Genomic DNA, 16,735 nt, shown 5'->3' on the forward strand with positions numbered 1-16,735 from the left:
GGGGTTTCGGTGGGGGTGTCCATACGTTAAGTCTCCGCCGAACCACCGACATTCCTACCGACAAAGGGCCGGTCAGCCGCATTTTCTGTGGATAACTCCGGCGAGGCGGCCCCTGTGGAGGAATGGACCTCACCTCGCCTCGCCTCACCCTGGCAGCGGCGGCAGTTGTGGGCGAAGTCGGCACGGCGCGTTTCAGCCGTGGGCGGCGACGTATTCGACGAGCCCCTTCACCGTCGACACCTGGGTGTAGTCGCGCTCGGGGACGTCGACGCCGGTCGCCTGCGAAATCGTCTCGATCAGCCGCAGGAAGTCGAGCGAGTCGAGTTCGAGGTCCTGCCTCAGCCGGGAGGTCTCCACGAGGTCTTCCGTGTCGACATCCGGCGCCACCTGGCCGATCGCGGCGTGCACGGCCGCTCGGGCGTCCTGCTCGTTCATAGTTCCTCCGGTTTCTGCAGCAGCTCGTCGACCCGCGCCAGGAATCTTCCTCCGCGCAAGCCGTCGCTCACGCGATGGTCGGCGGACAGGGTCGCGGTGACGGCGGGGCGCACTCCGATCAGGCCATTCTGCGCCCAGGGCTGCTCGACCACCCGGCCGAAGCCGACCAGCGCAACCTGCGGCGGGTAGATGACGCCGAAGACGCTCTCGACACCGAGGTCGCCGAGGTTTGTGACGGTGATGGTCGGGTCGGCCATCTCCGCACGCTGCAGCCGCCCCGCGCGGGCGCGGCTGACCAGGTCGCGCAGGCGCTCCATCAGCAGGTCGATCGACAGGGTGTCTGCGTCGTGGATCGCGGGCGCGACCAGTCCCCCCTGGCGCAGCGCCACCGCCACGCCGAGGTGCACCGCGTCGCTCGGCTGGTAGGCGTCGTCGGTGAAGAACCCGTTGACCTCCGGCACGTCCCGGGCGGCCAGCGCGGATGCCTTCAGCAGCAGCGCCGCGGGGACAAGCCGGGACGCGATGGGCCGGCCGGTGTTGGTCGACTCCATCCAGGCGAGGGCGGCACGCAGGTCAATGGTCGTGCTGAGGTAGTAGTGCGGGATCTCCCTCTTCGACCGGGACATCAGCGACCCGATGGCCCGGCGCAGGCTCGCAGACCGCTCCGCGGCCTCGGCCGGTGTCGGGCCGGGGCGAGTCGCCGCCTTCTCCGGCGCGGCGGCCGGAGTTTGGGCGGCCGGCGCTTCTGCGGCGGGCATTTCGGCGGCCGGCGCTTCTGCTGCCGGGAGCGGCGGCGGTGCGGCCGCGGTTGCAGCCCGTTGGACGTCGGTCTCGGTGATCGCGCCTTCGGGGCCCGTCCCCGACACGGCGGCCAGGTCGACGCCGAGCTCGGCCGCGACCCGCCGGGCACGCGGCGAGGAGCGGACCCGGCCGGCGGCGGCTGCGGGCGGGGCCGGGGCGGCCTGGGCCCGGGCCGCTTCGGGCCCATGCTCCGCCGCGGCGCGCTCGACGTCGGCGTGGGTGATCGCGCCGTGCTTGCCGGTGCCGCGGAGCCGGGCCGTATCGACGCCGAGCTGGCGCGCGAGGTGGCGCACCGGAGGAGAGACGAAGCCGAGTGCCGGCTCCTTCGCGGGCGGCTTCTCGGCGGGCGGCTTCTCGGGCTTTCTGGCGAGCTTCTCGGCGGCTTTCTCGGCGGGCTTCTCCGCCCGCGCCCGGGGTGCCGGCCGGGCCGGTTCGGCACCCTCGGCGGGGGTGCCCGTGATCCGCGCCAGCGGGGTGCCGATCGGAACCGTAGTGCCGACCTCGACGAGCAGGTCGGCGACCACGCCCTCCTCGAAGGTCTCCACGTCCATCACGGTCTTCTGGGTGTCGACGACGGCGACGATGTCGCCGCGGTGCACGTAGTCGCCCGGCTTGACCAGCCATTCGATGATCTTGCCGCTCTCCATGTCCGAGCCGAGTGAGGGCATCCGGAAGTCACCCATGCGCCCCCACCGCCTGCCGTGCCGCCGCGACGACTCGCTCCACCGAGGGCACCGCGGCCAGCTCGAGGTGCCTGGCGTAGGGCGTCGGCACCTCGGCGCTGCAGACCCGGCCCACCGGGGCGTCCAAGTCGAAGAACGCGGCCTCGGTGATCCGGGCGCTGATCTCGGCGGAGATGCTGCCGCTGCGCCAGCCCTCGTCGACCACGACGGCGCGGTGCGTTTTTGCCACGGTGGCAAGGATCGCCGCGTCGTCGAGCGGACGCAGGGTGCGGAGGTCCAGCACCTCGGCGTCGATGCCCTCCTCCGCCAGCTGATCCGCGGCGTCGAGGGTGGTCTGCAGCGTTCCGCCGTAGGTGATCAGGGACACGTCGGCGCCCGTTCGGCGCACGGCGGCGGTCTGGATGTCCACCGCGCCGGCGTCATCGTCGAGGTCGCCGGCCATGTTGTAGAGCGAGCCGTGCTCGAAGATCAGCACCGGGTCGGGATCCTCGAGCGCCGTCCAGAGCATCCCGCGGGCATCCGCGAGGGTCGCCGGGGTGAGGATGCGCAGCCCGGGGATGTGCGCGTACCAGCCCTCGAGGCTGTGCGAGTGCTGGGCGGCGAGCTGGCGGCCGGCGCCCGTGGTCATCCGGATGACGACCGGCACGCTGAATTGCCCGCCCGACATGTGCGAGAGGGTCGCCGCGTTGTTCATGATCTGGTCCAGCGCGAGCAGGCTGAAGTTGACGGTCATGATCTCGACGATCGGGCGCATCCCGCCGAGGGCCGCGCCGATCCCGGCCCCGACGAAGCCGGCCTCCGAGAGCGGGGTGTCGCGGATCCGCTCGGGTCCGAACTCCTCCAGCAGCCCGAGGCTCACCGCGAAGCATCCGCCGTATTCGCCGACGTCTTCGCCCATCAGGAACACCCGGTCGTCACGCTGCATCGCGTCGCGCATGGCGGCGCGCATCGCCTCACGGTAGGTCGTCTTCATGGCAGCACCCCGTTCATGGTGCGCCCCGTTCGCTGTAGACGAAGCGGGTGAGCTCGTCGACGGATTCCGGGGTGCCCGCCTCGGCGAAATCCACGGCCGCCTGCACCTCCGCGTCCACCTCCCGCTGCATGGCGTCCCAATCCTTCTTGCGGAGCTGGCCGGCGGCCTCGAGGGCCGTCCGGAGGTGGTCGATCGGGTCACGCTCGAGCCACTGGGCGACCTCGGCCTTCTCCCGGTACCGCTCGGGATCGAACATCGAGTGCGCCCGGAAACGGTAGGTGCGCAGTTCGAGGAAATGCGGTCCTCCTCCGGCGCGCACGGCGTCCGTCGCCCGGCGCGCGGCCTCCTCCACGGCGAGCACGTCCATCCCATCCACGGCCCAGGCCGGGATTTCGTAGGCGGCCGCCTTCAGGGCGATGTCGGTCTGCGACTCCGAGCGATTCAGCGCGGTGCCCATGGCGTAGAGGTTGTTCTCGCAGCAGAACAGCACCGGCAGCTGCCAGAGCGCGGCGAGGTTGAGGCTCTCGTGGAACTCCCCCTCGGCGACGGCGCCTTCGCCGAAGAAGCATGCGGTGACCCGCGAGCGCCCCGCCATCTTGTCGGCCAGGGCCAGGCCGACCGCGAGGGGCAGGCCGCCGGCCACGATGGCGTTGCCGCCGTAGAACCGAGTGGCCGCGTCGAACAGGTGCATCGACCCGCCGCGCCCGCGGCAGCACCCCTCGGCCTTGCCGTACATCTCGGCCAGGATCGCACCGGCGGAAACGCCCTTGAGGAGCGCATGGCCGTGCTCGCGGTAGGTCGCCAGCACGGCGTCGTCCGGTTGCAGGGTCGCCATCACGCCGGTCGCGACCGCTTCCTCGCCGATGTACACGTGCAGGAACCCGCGGATCTTCGCTTCGCTGTAGAGCTCCACACACTTCTCTTCCAGCCGCCTCACCCGGAGCATCTGGTGGAGCAGATGACGGACGTGCCCCGGGTCGGCGAAGTGCGGCGCCTCGGCCGCCTTGCCGGTCACCGCGGCACCTCCACCGTCGACGTGTCCCCCTCGGGCAGGCCGAGTTCGCGGGCCTTCAGCAGCCGGCGAAGGATCTTGCCGCTGCGGGTGCGAGGCAGCGACTCGGCGAACTCGAGCAGGCGCGGCGCCACGGCGGGGCCGAGCCGCTTGCGGGCGAAGCCGATGATCTCCAGGCGCAGCGCGTCCGTGGGTTCGAACCCCGCGTGCAGCTCGACGAAGGCCTTGACGATCTCGCCGGCGACGGGGTCGGGGACTCCGATCACGCCGGCCTCGGCCACGGCCTCGTGCTCCATCAGCGAACTCTCCACCTCGAACGGTCCGATGAGATGGCCCGACGATTTGATCACGTCGTCCCCGCGGCCGACGAACCAGTAGTAGCCGTCGGCGTCCCGCTTGGCGAGGTCGCCGGTGAGGTACCAGCCGCCGACGAAACAGCGCTGGTAGCGCGCCTCCTCGTTGAGGTAGCCGCGGAACATGGACGGCCAGCCGGGGCGCAGGGCCAGCTCGCCCACGACATCCGGATCGGTCACCAGCACGGCGGTGATGTTGTGCAGCACCGGCTTGCCCTGCTCGTCGCGCGCGACCAGCGCGGCCTCGACGCCGGGCAGCGGCCGTCCCATCGAGCCGGGCCGGATTTCGGTGGCCGCGTAGTTCGAGATCATGATGCCGCCGGTTTCGGTCTGCCACCAGTTGTCGTGCACCGGCTGGCCGAACGCCTCCTGGCCCCAGACCACGACCTCGGGGTTGAGCGGCTCGCCCACGCTGGCCACGAAGCGGAGGGCGGACAGGTCGTGGCCCCTGGCCCGGTCGGCGCCGGCCTTCATCAGCATCCGCAGCGCCGTCGGCGCCGTGTACCAGACCGTGACCCGCTGCTCGGCGAGGATGCGGTACCACCGGTCGGCGTCCAGCTCCTCCTCGTCGACGATGCTGGTCACGCCGTGCACGAGCGGCGCGATCAGCCCGTAGGAGGTGCCGGTGACCCAGCCCGGGTCGGCGGTGCACCAGTAGATGTCGTCGGGGTGCAGGTCGAGCGCGAAGCGCCCGGTGGCGTAGTGCGCGGTCACGGCGTCGTGCACGTGGATCGCTCCCTTGGGCGTTCCGGTCGTGCCGCTCGTGAAGTGCAGCAGTGCCATGTCCTCGCGGTGCGTGGTCGCGATCCCGCCGAACTCCGGGGCGTTGCGCATGAGCTCGGCCAGGTCGAGGGTGCCCGGTTCCGGGGCGCCGTCGGCGTCGACGAGGAGCACGTGCAGCAGCTCGGGAAGTTCGGCGCGGATCGGCGCGACCTTCTTGCGATAGAGCGCCCGGGTCGTGATCAGCGCCCGGCCGGCGCCGAGGTGCAGCCGCTGGCGCACCGGCTCCGGTCCGAAGGCGGAGAAGAGCGGGCAGAAGACGCTCGCGTTCTTCAGGGTGCCGAGCATCGCCACGTACAGCTCGGGGATGCGCCCGAGGAGCGAGAAGACGCGCTCCCCCCGCTCGACGCCGAGTGCGCGCAGCACGCTGGCGAAGCGGTTGGTCTGCTCGAAGAGATCCGCGTAGGTGAGCGCCCGGGTCGTGCCGTCGGCCCGGACGAAGCGCAGCGCATCGCGGGCGGCGTGCGGGCCGGCCGCGTGCCGGTCCACCGCCTCATACGCGATGTTGAGGCCCCGGCCGCCGGGCAGCCCGGACAACCCGCGCCGGGCCGAGTCCCAGGTGAAGGCAGCGCATGTCGCGTCGTAGTCGACGAGATTCGGCTGCACCGGAAAACCGGCGATGTCCTTGTGGATTGTGGGCCAGCGGGTGGCCGACTCGATTCCTGCCGTCATGCCCACATCAAACTCCCGGCGGAGCCTCTGGCATAGGGCACGGAGACCCCCTCGTTCCGGGGTCCCCCGAAATGATGACTTTCGGATTCGGCTCCGCACCTGCAGTATTAGCTACGAAAGCTCCCCGGTTCTTCGTAACCGGAGCTGAGGCAGGGTGACATTCGGGTTGTCGCCCTGCCTCCTTTTTTTTGCCCCGGCCGCCGCGCGCCAGGGAACGAGAAAATCCTCCGCCTGAGATCGCAGCCCTCGGCATCGACCTGGACTCGCTTCACGAAGTCCTCAGACGGCGTTGAAGTGCGCATTCCGCTCTACCGACTCAAGGAACGGAATCCGACCGCCTTCAAGATCGAGAACTGCCACCCTCCCGAGTACCCAGAAGGTCACCGACGAGGGCAGGGGCCGACCCTTCCCCGCATGCGCTGAGTATGCGAGCAGCGAAATCACTGGCAGCAGCATTGCCCTCACTAACCGACGACGTCCTCGACACCGTCACCATCTGGCTTCGAAACGCAGTAGTCACGCCTTAGTACAGGGGCAGGGACGGATCGATTTCCTTCGCCCACGCCAACACGCCTCCCTGCACATGCTGAATACGGCTGTAGCCCTGCCGTCGCAGCTCAGAGAGTGCCTCAGCCGACCGGATTCCCGCCTTGCAGTACAGCACGATGTTCTGGTCCAGCCGTACCTGCGACACGGCGCCCCCGCCGAGGATGAGAGCCACAGGGATGAGCCGCGACCCGGGGATGCGCACGATCTCGTGCTCCCCCGGCTCCCGCACGTCGATGAGTTCGAAGTCGCAGTCACCGCGCCCTCGCGCGGCCAGCATGCCAGCCAGCTCGCGAACAGACAGACCGGCGCTGGCATCCGTGTCCGGCCGGTGGGATGTTCCGCAGAAGAGCTCATAGTCCACGAGTTCGGTGACCGGTTCGCCGGCGGGGTCCCTGGCGACCGTGATTTCGCGCCAAGACGCGCCCAGCGCATTGAAGAGCAAAACCCGTCCGAGCAATGTACGTCCTACGCCGGTGATCAGTTTCACCGCCTCCGACACCATCATCGCGCCGACCACGCCGCACAGCATGCCGAAGACCCCGCCCTCGCCGCAGCTCCGGACCGATCCAGCCGGCGGAGCCTCCGGGTACAGGTCGCGGTAGCTGGGGCCGTGCTTCGCCCAGAAAACGCTGACCTGCCCATCAAAGCGGGAAACGGATCCCCAGACATACGGTTTGCCCAGAATCGCCGCGGCGTCATTGACCAGATACCTGGTGGCGAAGGTGTCCGAACCGTCCACGATCAGGTCGTAGTCGGCGAACAACGTCAGCGCGTTCGTGCTGTCCAGCCGGGCGTGGTGAAGCCGCACTGCCACCAGCGGGTTGAGCTCGGCAACGGCGTCGCGAGCCGACTCCAGTTTCGACCGCCCGACATCCGCGACGCCGTGGATCACCTGGCGCTGTAGGTTGCTGAGGTCGACGATGTCGTCGTCGATGATGCCGAGAGTGCCGACGCCGGCGGCCGCCAGGTAGAGCAGCACCGGCGAGCCCAGGCCGCCCGCGCCTACCACGAGCACCCGCGAGTTCCTCAGCCGGCGCTGGCCGACGGCGCCGATCTCGGGGATGATGATGTGCCGCGAGTAGCGTTCGGTCTCCGCCACGGTGAGATCGGCGGCCGGTTCGACCAGCGGCGCCACGGCCGACATAGACGCGGCGAGCGCGGATGCTGTGGTGGCAGCGTTCACAGGTCCGGCCGTCCGTCCATCGCCGACGAGGCCAGCGCATGTTTCCGTTTGGGGATGCGCCCGGCCTGCGAGGCCATCCGGCCTGCGATGACGGCGTGCCTGAAGGCGTCGGCCATCCTGACCGGGTCCTGCGCGCGCGTGACGGCTGTGGCCAGCAGCACGGCGTGGCAGCCCAGCTCCATGGCGAGCGCAGCGTCAGAGGCGGTGCCGATTCCGGCGTCGAGCACCACCGGGACTCCGGCGCGGGCAACGATGAGCTCGATGTTGTGCGGGTTGAGAATGCCGAGGCCCGTGCCGATCGGCGCGCCGAGCGGCATCACGGCGACGGCGCCGAGGTGCTCGAGCCTCAACGCCAGCACCGGGTCGTCGTTCGTGTACGCGAACACCTTGAAACCGCGCGCCACCAGCTGTTCGGTCGCATCCACCAACTCGACGGCGTCGGGGAGGAGCGTCTGCTCGTCGGCGATGACCTCGAGTTTCACCCAGTCGGTTTCGAGGGCCTCCCTGGCCAGTTCCGCCGTCAGCACCGCTTCCCTGGCGGTGAAGCAGCCGGCGGTGTTGGGCAGAACGCGGATTCCGTGCTCGACCAGCAGCTCGAACAGAGACCCGGCGGCGCCCGGGCTGTGCCGGCGCATGGCCACCGTGGTGAGCTCCGTGCCGGACGCCAGCAGGGCCGCGCCGAGCCCGTCCAGGCTGGGTGCGCCGCCTGTGCCCATGATCAGGCGGGAGGTCAACGGGATGCCGTCGATCACCAGCGGATCTGGGCCCGGTTGCGTGGTCAGCGTCATGGCTAGCCTCCCTGCGTCGCGGTGACGATCTCGACGTCGTCGCCGGGCATGAGTGTGGTTGTGGCCCACTGGCTTCTCGGCACCACGCCGGCGTTCCGGGCGACGGCGACACCGAGTCGCTTCCCGTCAGTCGCCTGCCCGTTCCCCGCGATCCGGCGGCCGGTGATTTCGCCGACCAGTTCGGTGACGGTCTCGCCCTTCGCCAGGATCCGGGCCGAGCCATTGACGGTGATCTCGGCGGGTTGGGGTTCAGTCATGGGCGGACTCCTTCTGGCTGGGCGGCGGGAACGGGGTGGGCTGAGAAACGGTCGGGGAGGAAACGAGCCCATCTGGCGTCCGCCGTGCCGTCGAGCAGGTGCAGGCAATGCTCGGCCGCGATGGGGGTAAGCAGAACGCCGTGGCGAAAGAATCCGGTGGCGATGACCAGGCCCGGAATGTCGCCGGCTGCCCGCCCGGGGCCGCGGGCGACCCGTCCGAGCAGCGGCGCGTTGTCCGGTGTCCCCGGGCGGGCGCGGGCGGTGACCTCGATGAGTTCCAGTTCGGCCACCGCCGGCACCAGCACCTGGGCATCCCGCAGCAACTGGTGCACACCTCCCGCAGACACCGCGGCTGACCCGTCTTCGCGTTGGGTGGCACCGAGAACGACCGTTCCGTCGGAGCGCGGAACGAGGTAGACGGGAAGGCCGCGAACGAGGCCGCGGATGGTGGCGGTGAGGAGAGGGCGGAGATGCTCCGGGACGCGCAGCCGGAGGATCTCGCCGTAGACCGGGCGCAGCGGCAGCGCCAGCCAATCCGGCAGCCCGCCCAGCCGGGCGGCGGCCAGGCCGTTGGCAACGATGACCTCGCCCGCCGTGACCGTGGAGCCGTCCGCCAGGGTGACCCCGACAACGCGGGAGGAAGCATCAGCCGGATTCTCGTGCACGAGCCCGGCCGCGTTCTGCCTGAGGAACGCCTCCTGGGTCCAGTGGTTCGCCGCCGCGGCCTGGCCAATGGCGGATTCCAGCCGGTGCGCCAGCAGCCGGGGGTCGACCTGGTGGTCCTGCGGGGTGTTGAATGCGCTTGACAGCTGCGGGCTGAGCAGGGGTTCCTGGGCGCGTGCTGCGCGGATGGTCAGCGGTTCCACGGCCAGACCGTGCCTGAGTTGCGCCTCGCGCAGGTCGGCCAGCGACCGCCGGTCTGCCGCGTCGGCGCCAACGGTGATGGTCCTGGTCGTCCGGTAGCCGGCGTCAGCGGCGGCCACACCCAGGGACTCGACAAATGCCGGGTACAACGCCGCGGAAGCCAGCGTGAGCTCGAGCAGGTCTTCCTCCTGATAATGCAGCTCGCTGACGGGAGCCAGCATCCCTGCGGCGGCATACGTAGCCCCGGTGGCGGGCGCGGGGTCGAGGACGGTGACGGTGCGGCCGGATCGCGCGGCCGTCCAGGCTATCCCCAGCCCGATGATGCCGGCGCCAATGACGACGACGTCCACGGCGCGCTCAGCCATGAACCCGGTGCATTTCGGTCTGGGTCCGGAGTGGGGCCGACTCGCGGAAATCGCCTTTATGGTGGGTCACATGGATCATGATCACGCCCGGCTGTACCTGTGCACCGACGCCCGGAAATCGCGCGGCGATTTCGCCGAGTTCCTCGATGCCGCCTTCGCCGGGGGTGTGGACATCATCCAGCTCAGGGACAAAACCATCGAGGCCGCGGAGGAACTGGAGCTCCTCGAGATCCTCCGTGACACCGCAGAGCGTCACGGGAAGCTCTGGGCCGTCAACGACCGGGCCGACATCGCAGTCCTGGTCGAGGCCCCGGTGTTCCACATCGGGCAGAAGGACCTGCCGCTGGCCTCCGCCCGCAAGCTGCTCGGTGAGACGGCCGCGATCGGCCTCTCCAGCCACACGCCGGAGCAGATCGACGCCGCCCTGGCCGCCGAGGCGCTGGACTACTTCTGTGTCGGTCCGGTCTGGGCCACGCCGACGAAACCGGGGCGTGCCGCGGTGGGGACCGCGCTGGCCGGGTACGCGACTGAGAGGATCAGAGCGACGGGAAGCAACCTGCCCTGGTACGCAATTGGCGGCATTGACCTGACCAACATCGAGCAGGTCGTGGTGGCCGGCGCGACTCGCGTCGTCGTGGTTCGCGCGATCACCGAGGCGGATGACCCGACGGATGCCGCGCAGCGGCTGCTCGCTCACCTGCCCCCGCTGCGCTAGCCGCTCGTCCGCTCTCATGACGAGGCGCCCGCATGCAGCCGGGGCGCGTCGAAGAAGTCCAGCTCGCACCGCGAGGACTGGGCAAACGCCGTTCTCATGGCCGCTCGCTCCTGGGCGGAGGCGTTGCCCGCCGCCTCGTCGGTGAAGGCGATGGCCTGCCGGGTGGCCGCGGCGAAGCCCTCGTCGGCGTAGGTCTCGAGCCACGCCGCGTAGGGGTGCACGCTGCCGTCGCCGCGAGCAAGGAACCGGGCATGGAGCCGGTCGCCCACGTCCGCGTAGAGCCAGTAGCACGGCAGGATCGCGGCCACCAGGACCGCATAGCTGCCCTGCACGCTGGCGGCCAACAGGTGGTCCAGGTAGCCCTTGGTGACGGGGCCGAGTTTCCGCGGCGCGGTGTCAGCGCCCAGCCAGGTGCGGTGCAGGTCTGATTCAACTTCCAGGCACACCCGGGCGGAGTTGGCCCAGAACAGCTGGGCGGACTCGGTCGGGGCCAGGGCGCTGGCCCGGGCAAGCACGCGCGAGTAGGTGTTCAGGTAGAGCGCATCCTGCGCCAGGTAGTAGGAGAACTCCGCTTCGTCGAGGGTCCCGTCGCCGAGCGCCTCGATGAACGGCAGGTCGAAGATGGCCGTCCGGGTGGGTTCGATGTCCTGCCAGAGACTCCGGCTGAATTCCTGCCCGACCGGAGCCTTCCCGGCGAAGAGCCGGTGGAAGTGGTGGATCGGCCCGTTGCCTGCGCCGACCTCCAGGTCGTCCGCGTGCACCAGGGCGTCGTGCAGCCAGGCCTTGACCTGCGCCAGCGAGTCGGCCCAGTCCCCGGTCCGCGCCTGCACCGTGGCCATGGCGGAGGACAGCGAACAGCCGGTGCCGTGCGTGTTGCTCGTCTCCACCCGGGGCAAGGCGAACTCCACCACGGTGTCCGCCAACAGCCCGTGGCTGTTGACCAGGGCGTCGGGGCAGCTCTCGCCGGTGAGGTGTCCCCCCTTGACCAGCACAGTGACCCCGGTCGCCGCCGACAGGCGCCGGGCCTGCTCCACCGCCTCCGACCAGTTTTCGGCCGGCGGCTCCCCCAGCAGCACGGCCAGCTCCGGCAGGTTGGGCGTGACCAGGTCGACGAGCGGCACCAGGTTCCGCAGGGCCTGCTCCGCGGAGGGCTCCAGCAGCCGGTCGCCGCTGGTGGCCACCATGACCGGGTCGAGCACGACGAGCGGTGGGCGGTTGGCCTCCAGCCAGGACCGCACCTCCCGGATGACTGCGACGTCTGCCAGCATCCCGATCTTGACCGCATCGATCGTCACGTCCTCGCTCACCGCGTCCAACTGTTGCCGGAGGAACTCCACCGGGGGAGTGTGCACGGCGCGTACCCCGCACGTGTTCTGCGCCACGAGGGCGGTGACCACGGCCATCCCGTAGCCTCCGTTCGCGGCGATGCTCTTCAGGTCGGCCTGGATGCCCGCGCCGCCCGTCGGATCGGTCCCGGCGATGCTCAGCACCCTCGGCGTGACTCTCAACTCGAGGCCTGGGGCGACGTGCGTGTTCATCTGCGACATCCCTTCGCTAGTGCTAACTAGACAGGTTCAACGGGTTTCATCTCAGCTCCCGCATCCGGCGGAGCACCCCGTGTCAATCTGGAAAGCCTACAAGACCGTTCCCCGGGAGCGGCGCGGATTACGGCCACGCGGCCTGGAGCAGGATCGGCGTGCCGGCCACGATGAGCCCCAGGGCGAGCAGAGCGGAGTCAGCCGGCAGCCAGGGTGCGGGCTCGGCCCAGGTCCGGCGGACGCCTGCGCTGCGGCCGGCCGAGAAGCCGCGCGCCTCCATTGCCACGGCCATCCGGCCCGCCTGGCGCAGCGACTGCACCAGCAGGGCGAAGGTCATGGCCGCCGCTTGCCGGCTCCTGGTGCTCGGTCCACGCCCGGCGTCCAGTCCCCGCACCCGCCGGATGCGGCGCAGCTGGTCCCACTGCCGGCCCAGGCCCTCGAAGCGTTGCAGCGCGGCGACGGCCGCGACAACGGGTCGCGCGGGCAGCCGGAGTCGCTGGGCGAGGTGGTCACCGAGCGCGAACGGATCCGCGGAGCCCGCGAGCAGAACTCCGGGCAGCACGAAGAAGGCCACCCGCAGGCCGGCCGTGACGCCCGCCAGCGGGTCCTGTCCCGTGCTGAGCAGCCAATTCGAGAACCCCACGGATGCGACGGCGAGCAACCCGGGGATCAGCCGGACGGACGGACGAGCCCAGCCGAAGACCAGCGGAGCCAGGAGCAACTCGACCGCGACGCACGCCGCGGCCACACGGACATCGGTGATGGCCAGCCCGCCGACGATCAGCAACAGGGATGACCCGAGCAGCGACAACGGCCCACAGCGTCTCGCGAGGCCGGTGGGGCGGGGCCGGCGGCGGGGCACAGGTGCCGGTGTGTCCGCGTCGCCGCTGCCCTCGGCCACGGCGGATGCCCCGACCGGCGTCGCCGCGGCATCCGTCAACGCCCCCCTGCCGTGCTCGAGGTGGATCCTTCGGTCGGCCAGTGCGATGAGCAGAGGATCGTGGGTGGCGACGACGACGGCGACGCCGGCGGCCCGGGCGGACAGGATCAGCCCGGTCACGGCAGCCCAGGTGTCACGGTCCTGCCCGACCGTCGGCTCGTCGAGCACCAGCACCGACGGCCCGTGGGCGAGCGCTCCGGCGAGCGCAAGCCGCCGGAGCTCGCCACCGGAGAGCTCGTGCGGGTCGGCGTCCCGCAGCGCCGACAGGCCGAGCGCCTCGATCAGGCCGTCGGCTCGCTGCGTGGACGCCTTTTCGTCCAGGCCGAGCGCCCGGCTCGTGCTCAGCACATCATTCAGGACCGTGCGGGCGACCACGGCGAGTTCGGCATGTTGCGGCACCCAGCCGACACGACGTGCGAGGTCCGTGGACGACCACCGGGCCGGGTGCGGGCCGACGCCGGCGGCCAGCTCCCGTCCCGCGCTCACCGTCCCGGAGGTGGGCAGCTCGAGGCCGGCCAGCAGCGCAGTGAGCGTCGACTTGCCTGCTCCGCTGACGCCGACGATTGCCAGGACCTCGCCGGAACGAACGCTGGCGTCGACGCGCGAGAGCGCCTGCACCGAGGCAGGCACGGCCTGGCCCCCGGGCGACGCAAGCCCGGCGCGCGGACGGCGGACCACGCCGACGGCATCCGCCCGGATCACAACCGAACCGACCGGCCCGCCCGGCAAAGCCGGAAGGCACAACTCCGGAGGCAACCCGCGGGGAACCGGGGCCGGGAGGCCCGGAGCCCAGACACCCTGCAATGCCGGCGCCGCGCCGCGCTCCAGCAGCGTCTCCGCAACGGTGCCGTCTGCGCTGATTCTTCCGTCGGCGTCCAGGATGATCACCCGGTCGACCTCGTCGAGCCAGGGGTCGAGTTGGTGTTCGACCAGCACCATCGTGGCGCCCGAGGCGCGGCCCGCCACCCAGATCGCCGCGCGCACCGTGTCCGCGGCCGAGCGGTCGAGCATCGAGGTGGGTTCGTCGAGCAGCACGAGCCGGGGGGCCAGTGCGAGCACGCCGGCGAGCGCGAGACGTTGCGCCTCGCCGCCGGACACCGCGTCCACCGGATGGTCCGGGCCATAGGGGAACCCGACCGCGTCCAGCGCCTGCTGCACCGCGGTCCAGATCTGCTCCAGGGGCAGGCCGGCGTTCTCCGGGCCGAAGGCCACCTCGCGTCCCACTCGAGGGGCGACCATCGCGTCCGCCGGGTCCTGCACGAGCAGCCCGGCCGGGGCGCCATGCAGGTGCGGGTCCCGGCCGTCGACGCCGATCGATCCGGCGAGGTCGCCGGCATCCGTCGTGGTGAGCACGCCGGCCAGCGCGCGCAGCAGGGTCGACTTACCGGAGCCGCTCGGTCCGGCCAGCAGGATGCGCTGCCCCTCCTCGATCTGCAGGGTCACGTCGTGCAGGACCGGCGTTGCACGCCCGAACGGGCGCCAGGTCAGCTCGTGCACCTCCACCCGCGCTCCGCGCGCGCGCGGCGGGCGGTGCGGCGGAGCGGCGGGCGCGGGCCGGTCAGCGGGTCGCGCGGGACTCACGGAATTCCTGGCCGGCAGGGAAGGCATTGAGGGCACCGGAGCGGGCGAGCGCCCGCACGAGTGCCAGGCCGCCGAGGCCCGCGATCAGGGCGCCGGACGCGACACCGCAGGCGAGGTAGGCGAGCTTCCATGCCGGGGAGTAATCGGCCGTGTACGCCCACCATTCGTAGCCGACGATTTCCAGGATCGCGGCGGCGACGCCGCCGAGCACGGCCGTTGCGGCGCCAAAGCGCCGCCAGCGAACCAGGGCGAGCACCAGCTCGACGCCGAGGCCCTGCAGCAGTCCGGACAGGAGCACGGCGACTCCCCACCCGTTGCCCAGCAATAGCTCGACATTGGCCGCGACGAGCTCGGTGAAGAGCGCGGCGCCTGGGCGCCGGATGACCAGTCCGCCGACGACGGCAGGGATCAGCCAGACGCCGAGCGAGAGCTCACCCGCCGGGGGAAAGCCGACGGTCACGACGCTGAGCAGCGGGTAGATGAACGTGTCGAATCCCCAGAAGGCGACACCGAACGCCACGGCGAGCATGGCGGCGGTGATCAGGTCGACCCCGCGCCAGGCGGTCAGCCGGCCGGAGGCGAGTATGGTGCTCTTGGGTGCACCGGGCGACGATGCGTCCCGAACCGTCGTGTCTTGCGTAGTCATGTTGTTCCTGTTCCCGTGGATTCCGATGGATACCGCGGGGACGTTCCCTCAGGCCGCGCTCACCCGGGCAAGCCCGGCGGGGCACGGCACGAAGGCACGTGAGATTTCCCGACTCCCTTCGCCGGTGCTAACCGGAGCAGGTTCGAGGGTCTGCGGCTTCCCGCACTCTCAGCGCAGTGAAGCGCTCCCCTGTCGTTCACCGATGATGTTACATGGGCACTCGCGCGACGGGACCGGCCGTGCGGCGCATTTCACTATGTGACGTGCCCGAGTCAGCCGCACCCTCGGTGGTCGATGTACGCAGAAAAACGAGCAACCTCGTGCGGGGAAGTCCACCGGCAAACCGCGAGACGCTGGACAGCCCCGGCTGGGATGATGCCGGACCGGCCTCAGCCGGCTGAGATAGCCCTGGCCGCTGAAGCTATAGCCCGGTTCTGCAAAAGGTGCGGAATTTACGCGGGCCAGCGGACAAGCTTGAAGATCATCCGCTCCCGCTATCCGGAAACGACAAATGGCCTCCGAAATCTCGGAGGCCATTCGTTTTGGGACGAGTTCTTGGAACAGAATCAACCAGTTCTAAGAACAACCCCCGTGGCGGTACCGGTGGGATTTGAACCCACGGTGGAGTCTCCCCCACACAACTTTTCGAGAGTTGCACCTTCGGCCGCTCGGACACGGTACCGGGGTCGATTGTAGTTGAGTCGGACGTCCCGGCGCGAATCCGCGCGAGCACGCGCCCAGCCGCCAATCAGCGGATGCCCAGAGCAGGGTTGTATTCTCGGCGGGTGATATCCCTGAACCAGCGACTCCGCTCCCTCGTCCTGACCGCCGGCACCGTGGCTGCGGCGGCAGGAATCGGTGCTGCCGCCACGTTCAACTACAAGAAGTTCCGCCTCCGGCTGGCCGAGAACGCGGCAGTGCTGAACGAGACCCTGCCGATCCACTCGCAGTGGTGGAGGGATCACGCCAAGGAGAAGGGCGAGCTGCTCTACGTCGCCATCGGTGACAGCGCGGCGCAGGGCATCGGCGCGAGCAAGCCCAACCGGGGGTACGTCGGGATCCTGGCCGATCACATCCGCCTGAGCACCGAGCGCACCGTGCGGGTGATCAACCTCAGCGTGTCCGGCGCCACCGTGCACCTGGCCGTGCGCGACCAGCTGCCGCGCTTCGTGAAACTCGACCCCGACGTTGTCACGATCGCCATCGGTGCAAACGACATCGCGCTGTGGGATGCCACGCTCTTCGAGACCGGGATCCGGCAGATCTTCGCAGCCCTCCCCGCCCATGCGATCGTCGCCGACCTGCCGTGCTTCCACCTGCCCCACAACGAGCGCAAGGTGGCCGAGGCCAACGGCATCCTGCGCGGCGTCGCGGCGGAGTTCGGGCTGAGCGTGGTTCCGCTGCACACGACGACCAAACGGCAGGGCCTGCGGAGCGTCGCCACCCAGTTCGCGAACGACTTCTTCCACCCCAACGACCGCGGCTACCGGGTCTGGGTCGAAGCGTTCCTGCCCGAACTCAGCGCCGACATCGCGCGTCGGATTCCCCAGGCCAGCGCCGACGCGCAACCCGGCGTCGGTGGCCCCGGCTAGGCTCGCTG

The 16,735-nt window shown here is 70.4% G+C and carries 14 protein-coding genes, 1 tRNA gene and 2 riboswitches; of the genes, 2 read left to right on the top strand and 13 right to left on the bottom strand.

Translation table 11 applies throughout. The features are described 5' to 3' along the window. Positions 1 to 192: 192 nt before the first annotated feature. The 9 genes from BLQ39_RS09095 to thiO all read right to left on the bottom strand — a co-directional run bounded on the left by BLQ39_RS09095 (position 193) and on the right by thiO (position 9,715). A complete protein-coding gene (locus BLQ39_RS09095; protein ID WP_092323437.1) occupies positions 193 to 435 on the bottom strand; it encodes an acyl carrier protein in 243 nt (80 codons plus the stop codon). Further along, positions 432 to 1,919, bottom strand: a complete 1,488-nt coding sequence (locus tag BLQ39_RS09100) for a dihydrolipoamide acetyltransferase family protein (RefSeq protein ID WP_092323439.1) — start codon at positions 1,917 to 1,919, stop codon at positions 432 to 434. The genes BLQ39_RS09095 and BLQ39_RS09100 overlap by 4 nt, the downstream gene beginning before the upstream one ends. Then, positions 1,912 to 2,892, bottom strand: coding sequence for an alpha-ketoacid dehydrogenase subunit beta (locus BLQ39_RS09105; protein WP_092323440.1), 981 nt, complete (start codon positions 2,890 to 2,892; stop codon positions 1,912 to 1,914). Before BLQ39_RS09105 ends, BLQ39_RS09100 begins: the two co-directional genes overlap by 8 nt. A gap of 13 nt (positions 2,893 to 2,905) precedes the next feature. Beyond that, positions 2,906 to 3,907, bottom strand: coding sequence for a pyruvate dehydrogenase (acetyl-transferring) E1 component subunit alpha (pdhA, locus tag BLQ39_RS09110; RefSeq protein WP_241982892.1), 1,002 nt, complete (start codon positions 3,905 to 3,907; stop codon positions 2,906 to 2,908). Then, positions 3,904 to 5,709 (bottom strand): acetate--CoA ligase, encoded by a 1,806-nt coding sequence (gene acsA / locus BLQ39_RS09115; protein ID WP_092323442.1) that lies wholly within the window; start codon positions 5,707 to 5,709, stop codon positions 3,904 to 3,906. Before acsA ends, pdhA begins: the two co-directional genes overlap by 4 nt. Before the next feature lie 523 nt (positions 5,710 to 6,232). Next, the gene (moeB, locus tag BLQ39_RS09120) at positions 6,233 to 7,402 is read right to left on the bottom strand and encodes a molybdopterin-synthase adenylyltransferase MoeB (RefSeq protein ID WP_092323443.1); all 1,170 of its coding nucleotides are present in this window, start codon (positions 7,400 to 7,402) and stop codon (positions 6,233 to 6,235) included. Between the two features lie 35 nt (positions 7,403 to 7,437). Then, entirely contained in the window at positions 7,438 to 8,229 is a 792-nt protein-coding gene (locus tag BLQ39_RS09125) for a thiazole synthase (RefSeq protein WP_092323445.1), read from the bottom strand. Between the two features lie 2 nt (positions 8,230 to 8,231). Then, a complete protein-coding gene (gene thiS, locus BLQ39_RS09130; RefSeq protein ID WP_092323446.1) occupies positions 8,232 to 8,486 on the bottom strand; it encodes a sulfur carrier protein ThiS in 255 nt (84 codons plus the stop codon). Further along, entirely contained in the window at positions 8,483 to 9,715 is a 1,233-nt protein-coding gene (thiO, locus tag BLQ39_RS09135) for a glycine oxidase ThiO (RefSeq protein ID WP_092323448.1), read from the bottom strand. The genes thiS and thiO overlap by 4 nt, the downstream gene beginning before the upstream one ends. Before the next feature lie 70 nt (positions 9,716 to 9,785). On the opposite strand from thiO, the gene thiE reads away from it, so the two are divergent. Beyond that, on the top strand, positions 9,786 to 10,430 hold the full coding sequence (gene thiE, locus BLQ39_RS09140; RefSeq protein ID WP_241982893.1) for a thiamine phosphate synthase: 645 nt from the start codon (positions 9,786 to 9,788) through the stop codon (positions 10,428 to 10,430). Between the two features lie 14 nt (positions 10,431 to 10,444). Here thiE and thiD read toward each other — a convergent pair whose 3' ends face one another. From thiD to BLQ39_RS09160, 4 genes are all read right to left on the bottom strand, one after another. Beyond that, the gene (gene thiD / locus BLQ39_RS09145; RefSeq protein WP_092323562.1) at positions 10,445 to 11,968 is read right to left on the bottom strand and encodes a bifunctional hydroxymethylpyrimidine kinase/phosphomethylpyrimidine kinase; all 1,524 of its coding nucleotides are present in this window, start codon (positions 11,966 to 11,968) and stop codon (positions 10,445 to 10,447) included. Continuing rightward, a riboswitch (TPP riboswitch) is annotated at positions 11,960 to 12,058 on the bottom strand. (Overlaps the previous gene by 9 nt.) A 37-nt stretch (positions 12,059 to 12,095) precedes the next feature. Beyond that, positions 12,096 to 14,411: an ATP-binding cassette domain-containing protein gene (locus tag BLQ39_RS09150; protein ID WP_166784452.1), complete on the bottom strand. Its 2,316-nt coding sequence runs from the start codon at positions 14,409 to 14,411 to the stop codon at positions 12,096 to 12,098. A 55-nt stretch (positions 14,412 to 14,466) separates the two neighbouring features. Next, positions 14,467 to 15,135 (bottom strand): ECF transporter S component, encoded by a 669-nt coding sequence (locus BLQ39_RS09155; RefSeq protein WP_092323452.1) that lies wholly within the window; start codon positions 15,133 to 15,135, stop codon positions 14,467 to 14,469. 96 nt (positions 15,136 to 15,231) lie between these two features. Beyond that, positions 15,232 to 15,336: riboswitch (TPP riboswitch) on the bottom strand. Positions 15,337 to 15,727: 391 nt separating this feature from the next. After that, a tRNA-Ser gene (locus BLQ39_RS09160) sits at positions 15,728 to 15,817 on the bottom strand. 103 nt (positions 15,818 to 15,920) lie between these two features. Between BLQ39_RS09160 and BLQ39_RS09165 the strand changes: the two genes are divergently transcribed. After that, positions 15,921 to 16,727 (top strand): SGNH/GDSL hydrolase family protein, encoded by an 807-nt coding sequence (locus BLQ39_RS09165; protein ID WP_241986908.1) that lies wholly within the window; start codon positions 15,921 to 15,923, stop codon positions 16,725 to 16,727. The last annotated feature ends 8 nt before the right edge of the window (positions 16,728 to 16,735 follow it).

Origin of the sequence: Cryobacterium psychrotolerans (assembly GCF_900101115.1) — a bacterium.
In the GTDB taxonomy this organism is placed as follows: domain Bacteria; phylum Actinomycetota; class Actinomycetes; order Actinomycetales; family Microbacteriaceae; genus Cryobacterium; species Cryobacterium psychrotolerans.